The organism is Aquipuribacter hungaricus (assembly GCF_037860755.1).
Lineage (GTDB): Bacteria > Actinomycetota > Actinomycetes > Actinomycetales > JBBAYJ01 > Aquipuribacter > Aquipuribacter hungaricus.
The window spans coordinates 1-8,337 of sequence record NZ_JBBEOI010000165.1 but is presented as its reverse complement, the minus strand read 5'-3'; the positions used below and the strand labels follow the sequence as shown (position 1 = coordinate 8,337).

The 8,337-nt window shown below is 74.2% G+C and carries 4 protein-coding genes; 2 read left to right on the top strand and 2 right to left on the bottom strand.

Annotated elements, in window-relative coordinates; translation table 11 throughout:
- The first annotated feature begins 128 nt into the window (after window positions 1-128).
- Complete coding sequence (locus WCS02_RS14745) at window positions 129-6,749, top strand: PKD domain-containing protein (RefSeq protein ID WP_340294534.1); 6,621 nt, start codon at window positions 129-131, stop codon at window positions 6,747-6,749.
- A 155-nt stretch (window positions 6,750-6,904) separates the two neighbouring features.
- Here the strand turns inward: WCS02_RS14745 and mug are convergent, their stop codons facing one another.
- Window positions 6,905-7,498: a G/U mismatch-specific DNA glycosylase gene (gene mug, locus WCS02_RS14740; protein WP_340294532.1), complete on the bottom strand. Its 594-nt coding sequence runs from the start codon at window positions 7,496-7,498 to the stop codon at window positions 6,905-6,907.
- A gap of 49 nt (window positions 7,499-7,547) precedes the next feature.
- The gene (locus WCS02_RS14735; RefSeq protein WP_340294530.1) at window positions 7,548-7,883 is read right to left on the bottom strand and encodes a hypothetical protein; all 336 of its coding nucleotides are present in this window, start codon (window positions 7,881-7,883) and stop codon (window positions 7,548-7,550) included.
- Between the two features lie 57 nt (window positions 7,884-7,940).
- Between WCS02_RS14735 and WCS02_RS14730 the strand changes: the two genes are divergently transcribed.
- Window positions 7,941-8,337, top strand: a 397-nt coding sequence (locus WCS02_RS14730) for an SWIM zinc finger family protein (RefSeq protein WP_340294528.1), incomplete at its 3' end; no start/stop codon positions are given.

Sequence of the window (8,337 nt, the reverse complement as noted above, 5' to 3'; positions counted from 1 at the left end):
GACCTACGGCGAGGGCGTGCTCGCCGCGGTCGCGGGGGACGACCCGGCCTGAGGGCGCCGGGCCCGCGACCGCCGAGCCCACGCCGGCCGAGTCGCCCGACGCGGGCAACCCGTCGACCACGCCCGACGTGGACGACCCGCCCGGCGACGTGGCCGCGGCCGCGGAGCCGCCGGACCTCGAGGACTTCCAGAAGGTCGTCCTCGCCCAGGGCACGGAGCTCGGCGAGGTCATGGAGCTGACGGTCGCCCCCGACGGGCGCGTCTTCGTCATCACGCGCGCGGGCGACATCTCCGTCTACGACCCCGCCACGGGGAGCGTCGACATCCTGCTCAACAACCCCCAGCTGGGCGTCTTCAGCGGCCTGGAGGACGGCGGGCTGGGCATCACGCTCGACCCCGACTTCGCGACCAACGGCTGGATGTACGTCTACTACGCGCCCCTGCCGGAGTCCTACGACGCCAACCGGCTGTCCCGGTTCACGGTCGAGACCCACGAGGACGGCGAGAGCCACCTGCACGTGGAGTCCGAGAAGGTCATCCTCGAGGTCGGCACCCAGCGCAACGTCTGCTGCCACTCCGCGGGCTCGCTGCAGTTCGGCCCGGACGGGGTCCTGCACCTGTCCACCGGCGACAACACGTCGTCCTCGGACAACGACGGCTACTCCCCGCACGACGAGCGGCCCGGCCGGTCGGACTACGACGCCCAGAAGTCCTCGGCGAACACCGACGACCTGCGCGGCAAGATCCTCCGCGTCGTCCCCCGCGACGACGACCAGGGCGACGTCGACCCGACCCCCGGCGACGGCGTCTCCTACGACATCCCCGAGGGCAACCTCTTCGGCGAGGGCGGCCGGTACCCGAGCGCGCTGTACCCCGACGCCGACCCCGACCGCACCCGTCCCGAGATCTTCGCCATGGGGCTGCGCAACCCGTACCGCCTCGGCGTCGACCAGGACACCGGCACCGTCTACTGGGGCGAGGTCGGCCCCGACTCCCGGGCGGACAACCCGAACCGTGGCCCGCGCCACTTCGAGGAGTTCAACCGCACCGACGTCGCCATGAACGGCGGCTGGCCGTACTGCGGCGGGCAGGTCGGCGAGGACCTCACCGACATGCGCTTCGGCGGGGCCTACGTCGACTGGGACTTCGTCGCCAACCGGTTCCGGACGAACCCGGACGGGTCCCCGAAGCGGTTCCCGTGCGACGACCCGGTCGAGATGGCCGGCGTCAACGACTCCCCGAACAGCACCGGGCTGCAGACGCTGCCCCCGATGACCGACGCCTGGATCCCCTACTCCGACGTCGGGCCCTTCCGGTACCCGGAGGTCGAGGGCTCGACCCCGACCGGCGGTCAGGTCTACCGGCAGTCGCAGAACACCTCCGCGGCGGCGACGGCGTTCCCCGCGTACTACGAGGGCGTCTACTTCATGTCGGAGATGAGCCGCGGCTGGATCAAGACGGTCCGCACGGCCGAGGACGGCTCGATCGAGCAGATCGACGACTTCGTGTCCGGCCTGGTCGCCCCGGCGGACATGGAGTTCGGCCCCGACGGCTCGCTCTACGTGCTCGAGTACGGGACCGGCTTCTTCTCGGGCTCGCCGCAGACGAAGCTCGTCCGCATCGACTACGCGGTCGACGGCTCCGCCCCGGTGGTCCGCGCCTCCGCCGACGTCACCGAGGGCGCCACCCCGCTCGCCGTGGCCTTCAGCAGCGAGGGCACCAGCGACCCCGACGGCGAGGCCCTGACCTACGCCTGGGACCTCGACGGGGACGGCACGACCGACTCCACCGAGCAGGACCCGACCACCACCTACGACGTCGCCGGCGACTACCAGGCCCGGCTCACGGTGACCGACGCCACGGGTAAGAGCGCCAGCGCGACGGTGACCGTGACCGCCGGCAACACCCGGCCGACCGTCGAGCTCGTCGCGCCGCTGGACGGCGGCTTCTACCGACCCGGTGACGACATCGCCTTCCGCGTGGTCGTCGGCGACGGCCAGGAGCAGGTCGACTGCAGCCGCGTCGTCGTCCAGGCCGGCCTCGGCCACGACTCGCACGTGCACCCGAACCTCTCCGAGAGCGGCTGCGAGGGCACGCTGCGGATGTCGACGGCCGGCGACCACGGCCCCGACGCCAACACCTTCGGGGTCCTGCTCGCCAGCTACACCGACGGCGGCGCGAACGACGGCGCCAACGCCCCGCTCACCGGCAGCGACCGGGTGACCCTGCAGCCGCGGCTGCGCCAGGCCGAGCACTACACGGCCAGCCAGGGCGTGGGCATCACCGGCTACGACGACAAGTCCGGCACGCGTCCCGGCGGCGGCAGCATCGTCACCGGCGTGGGCCAGGGCGACTGGGTCATGTGGTCCCCCATGAGCCTGTCGGGCATGACCGACGTCCACGTCACCTACTCCGGCGGGGCCGGTGGCGACGCCGCTGTGCAGGTGCGCGCGGGCGCCCCCGACGGTCCGCTCGTCGCCACCGTCCCGCTGGCCGGCGGCACCGAGGGCCAGTACTACTACCGGACCGGCAGCGGCGAGATCACCTCGCGCGAGGCCGACGCCGGCGGCCGGCCCCTGTACCTCGTCTACACCGGCGGCGGCGAGGTCAACCTCGACCAGGTCCGCTTCGAGGGTCGTGGCATCGCGGCGAACACCTCGCCCGACATCACCTCCGCGACCGCCACCCCGGCCGACGGCCCCGCGCCGCTCGCCGTCACGTTCTCCGCCGAGGCGGTCGACCTGGACGGCGACGAGCTCACCTACGCCTGGGACTTCGGCGTGGCCGGCACCGACGCCGACACCGCCACGGGCGCCACCGCGTCCTGGACCTACACCGAGGCCGGCTCCCGGACGGCGACGGTCACCGTCACCGACAGCACGGGCAAGACCAGCTCGCGGGCGGTCGACGTCACGGCCCGCCGGGCCTGCACCACGCCGCCCACCGCCGACGAGGGCTTCGAGCTGCTCTTCGACGGCACCGACACCTCCGCGTGGCGCCAGTCCGGCCCCGGCCGGTTCGTCGTCGAGGACTGCACGCTGACCTCCGAGGGCGGGCTCGGCCTGTTCTGGTTCGCCGGGCAGACGTTCGACGACTTCGAGATGAAGCTGCAGTTCCGGCTGTCCGACGAGGGCGACAACTCCGGCGTCTTCGCTCGCTTCCCCGACCCGGGCGACGACCCCTTCGTCGCGGTCGACCGCGGCCACGAGATCCAGATCAAGGAGGGCCAGCCCGGCGACGAGCCCCAGAAGACGGGCTCGGTCTACAACTTCGACCGCGAGGACGGCCGCAACGCCCGTCCCGTGGGGGAGTGGAACGACTACACGGTCCGCGTCGTCGGCCAGACGTACACGATGACGCTCAACGGCCAGGTCGTGAACACGTACACCTCCGACGGGTCCCGCCCCGACGAGGGCTTCGTCGGCCTGCAGAACCACGGGGACGCCGACTCGGTCTCGTTCCGCGACGTCCAGGTCCGCGAGCTCGAGGTGGACGAGCCCTTCGTCAGCACCGTCGACGTGACGCCCACCAGCGGCGCCGCGCCGCTGGAGGTCACGCTCACCGCGGACGGGGTCGACCGTCAGGGCGACGCCATCACCTACGAGTGGACCTTCGGCGACGGCTCCGACGTCGTCACCGGTGGGGCCGAGGTGACCCACACCTACACCGAGGGCGGGAGCTTCACCCCGTCCGTCACACCGGTCGATGCCGAGGGCCACAGGGGCGCCGAGCGCGAGGGCGAGACCGTCACCGTGCTCGTCGACCCGGTCGCCCGGGCCGCCGCCGACCCCCGCTGCGGCGTCCTGCCGGTCGAGGTCTCCTTCACCGGCACCGCCACCGACCCGCAGGGCCAGGACGTGACCTGGGCCTGGGACTTCGGCGTCGCCGGCACGGACGACGACGTCTCGACCGGGGCGACCCCGACCTGGACGTACACCGAGGCCGGCGAGTACACCGTCACCCTCGTGGTCACCGACCCGGACGGGAACACCGGCCGGACGCAGCTGCGGGTCGTCGCCCTCGCCGACGGCGAGTGCCCGGCCGTGGCGGACCTGTCGGAGCTGTGGAACAACGACGGCATCTCCACTGCGGCGAACCCCGCCGACGGCAACTTCGACGGCGGCGGCTGGAGCCTCGCGGCCGAGCTGCTGCCGGAGGCCGTGCGCGAGCAGGGCGGTCCGGTCGAGATCGACGGCATCGAGTACGTCTTCGGCAGCCCTGCCGACGGCGAGGCCAACAACGTCGAGGCGGACGGGCAGGTCATCCAGCTGCCCACCGGCGACCACGACATGCTCAGCGTCCTGGCGACGGCCCACAACGGGGACGTCGACACCACCGGCACGCTGACCTACACCGACGGCACGACCGAGCAGGTCCCGCTGCGCTTCACCGACTGGGCGCAGAACCCGAAGTTCGGTGAGCAGATCGCCGTCGACATGCCCTACCGGCACTACTCCGGGGGGCAGACCTCGCCGCGGGTGATGCTGTTCACGCAGCCCGTGCTCCTGCAGGCCGGCAAGGACGCGGCCACCCTCACGCTGCCCGACGACGACCGTCTCCACGTGTTCGCGGTCTCCGCCGTGAGCGTCGAGGAGCCGGAGCCGTGCCTGCAGCCCGTCCGCTCAGACAGCTTCGACGACGACGAGCTGCTCGACAGCTGCCACTGGCAGGTGCGCCGGCCCGACCCGTCGCTGTACGAGGTGTCCGGCGGCGCGCTGCGCCTGACCCCGGACTCGGGCGAGTACGCCGACGCGTCCAACATCATCACCCAGGCCGCCCCCGACGGTCCCTGGTCGGTGACATCGACGCTGTCGTTCGACCCCGACCAGGGCGGCCAGCAGGCCGGTCTCGTCGTGGCCGGTGCCGGGGCGTCCGGGTTCGTCAAGCTCGCCTTCGTCAACAAGGGCGGCGGCAACGAGTGGATCGAGTTCCTCAAGTCGTCCTCGCCGAGCAACGACGGCTTCGACTTCTCGGGGAACTGGCACACCGGGGGCGGGTCGTTCGACGGGCCGTTCCTGCCCGAGGACTTCCCGACGGAGCTCACGCTCCGGCTGGTGTCCGACGGCACGTCCGTCCGCGGCTACTACTCGCTCGACGGCGAGGAGTTCGTCCAGGTCGGCGACGCCCGGTCCCTGGCCGGCATCACCGCGCCGCGCGTCGGCGTGATGGCCGTCCGCGGTGGCGCGAGCGGCACCCCGGTCGCCGCGTTCGACGACTTCGTCTGGGACGGCGAGGCGGTCGAGCCCGGCCGGGTCGCCGTGGTCGACGCGGTCGACGACGCCGGCGGCAACCGCTGGGTCGCCGAGAGCACCGGCACCTCGGAGGTCGTCGTCGAGGTGGGCGACACCGTGGAGTGGCAGTTCGACCAGGCCACGATGGGCCACGACGTCACCAGCCGGGGCGAGAACTGGGACCCGCCGCTGCGCGAGTACCGGGACGCCGGCGGCGAGCCGGTCCGCTACACCTTCACCGAACCGGGGGTGTACTCGTACTGGTGCAGCATCCACGGCACGACGATGCAGGGCACGGTCGTGGTCCGGGAGGCGTCCGGCGAGAACACAGCGCCGACCGCCGCGCCGACCGCCACCCCGCCGTCCGGCCCGGCACCGCTCGCGGTGCAGCTGAGCGCCGGCGCGGTGGACGCCGACGGGGACGAGCTGGCGTACGTCTGGGACCTCGGTCTCGCCGACGACGACAGCGACCGCCGGACCACCGCCGACACCGAGGCGGTGTACACGGAGCCGGGCACCTACACCGCGACCCTCACCGTCACCGACGGCAACGGCGGCACCTACCAGGGGTCCGTCACGGTCGAGGTCACCGGTCCGGAGGCGCTGCCGACGGTCGAGGCCTCGGCCTCACCGGGCACGGACGCCTACGACGTCGCCTTCTCCACCGGGGTCACCACCGGCGGCGTCGTCCTGCCGTTCGCGGACGGCACGACCACCTACCCGGACGTCGCCGGCACGGCCACCATGCTGCGCGACCGCACCGGCACGGTGACCACGCTCGAGGTCACGGGCCTGCGCCCGGGCACCGCGCACATGGTCCACGTGCACGAGCAGGCCTGCGCCGTCGGCAGGGGCGGGGCGCACTTCCGCTTCGACACCTCCCAGCCCTTCGCCGAGGAGAACGAGATCTGGCTGCCCTTCACCACAGACGCCGGGGGCGCCAGCGGCCAGGTCGTCGTCCGGACCGACCTGCGGGCCGACGAGAAGGCCCGCTCGGTCGTCGTCCACGACCCTGACGACCCCTCGCTGCGCATCGCCTGCGCCGACCTGGGGCCGGACACGGCCGGGCTCGTCTACGCGTGGGACTTCGGCGACGGCACGACCGGCACGGGCGCCGACCCGGTCCACCGCTACGCCGGTCCCGGGACCCGCACCGCCACGGTCACCGTCACCCGCCCCGGCGGCGCGTCGGTCACCAGCACGGTCGAGGTCACGGTCGCCGAGCCCCGGCTGGAGGTGACGGCGACCGCCGCCACCCGCTGCCAGGACGGGACGGCTCAGCTGGTCGTCACGCTCGTCAACCGGGGGACGGTCACCGCGTCCGTCGTGGTGAGGAGCCAGCTCGGCGAGGAGCACACCCTCGACCTGGCACCCGGTGCCAGCGCCGAGCACGTCATGGACGACGGCGGCCGGCGTCTGACGCCGCGCAAGGTCACCGTCGACGCCTCGGCGCAGGTGGCCGGCGCGACGGCGGAGATGGACCAGCTCCGGCTGCGGTACGCGGTCCGGCGCTGCTGAGGTGACGACCGAGGGGCCCCGTCACCCGACGGGGCCCCTCGGTCGTGCCCGGCGCGCGGCGAGGGCTCCCCACCTTGCACCGATGTGCGGTGGCGGGGCGGTGCGACCGCGCATCCGTGCAACCTCGGGCGTCCGGCCGGGGCGCGGCGACCCGGTCAGGCCGGGCCCACCTCGCGGCGGAGCTCGGAGAAGCGCTCGCCGAGCTGCGCGGGCGTGTGGTGGGCGTTGAGGCCGCTGGGGTTGGGCAGCACCCAGACCCGGGTCCCGCCGAACCTCCGCTCCTGCGGCCCCAGGACGGCGCGGGGCTCGGCGAAGGCCGTGCGGTAGGCCGTCACGCCGAGGACCGCCAGCCACCGCGGACGGAGCACCGCCAGCTCGCCGGCCAGGCGCCGCCCGCCCTCGACGAGCTCCTCGGTGGACAGCTCGGACGCGCGGGCCGTGGTCCGGGAGGCGACGTTCGTGACGCCCAGGCCGAGGGCGAGCAGCTCGTCCTGCTCGGCGGGCGCGAGCCGCCGCGGCGTGAAGCCCGACAGGTGCAGGGCGGTCCAGAACCGGTTGGCCGGGTGGGCGAAGTGGTGGCCCGTCCACGCCGTGCGCAGGCTCGGGTTGATCCCGCAGAACAGGACCCGCAGGCCCGGCGCGACCAGCGGGGACGTGGTCATCCCGGCCGCCCGGGCCCGCTGCTCGGCGGTCAGCGCACGCACGGGTGCAGGTGGGCCGGGCGGCACGGGGTCGGGGTCGCGGCTCACCGGTCCATGGTCGGGCAGGGCCGGGCTCGGCCGTCGGACGGGCAGGAGCTCAGCCGTCGAGCCGGTCCCGCAGCGTCCCCGGGCCCATGACCTCCGTGCCCGGAGGCAGCCGGGCCCGCAGCCCCCGGTCCGCGGTGACGACGGTGCAGCCGGGGTGGGCGAGCACCTGGGCCACCACCTCGTCGTCGCCGGACCCGCCGGCCCGCACCACCGTGAGACCGGTGACGTCGGGCACCTCGCGGGCCCGGCCCTCGACGACCGCGACCACCTCGCCGAGCCCGGCGGCGGCGAGCGCGACCAGCAGGCGGGACGTGGCGCCGGCCCGGTCGCGCCACCAGCCGTCGGGGCGGGACCCCAGCAGGTTGGCGACGTCGACCACGAGCACCCCGGCATCCTCCACGCCCGGGGGCGCGCCCGCCCGGGGGTCCGTAGCCTTGCCCGGATGCCCGAGCACTGGACCGACGCCATCGACGACGACGCCGTCCGGGCCGTCGTCGGCGACGACACGTTCCGGCGCGGTGCCGAGTACGCCCGGGCGGGGCGGGTGCAGCGCCTCACCGGCAGCGGCGGCGGCGCGCTGCTGGGGGAGGTCCGGGGCAGCGGGAACACCGTCTACTCCACCCTCGTCACGCCCTTCGCGCCCCGGCCGGGCAACCCGCGGCGATGGACGTCGCGCTGCTCCTGCCCGGTCGCCTCGGACTGCAAGCACGCCGTCGCGGTGCTCGTCGCCGCGCGCACGGGAGCCGTGGGCGCCGCCGACGAGGCCACCCCGGCCGCCGGCTGGGAGGAGCGCGTCGGCGACCTGGTCCGGCCCGCGCCCGAGCCGGCGCGCGAGCCCC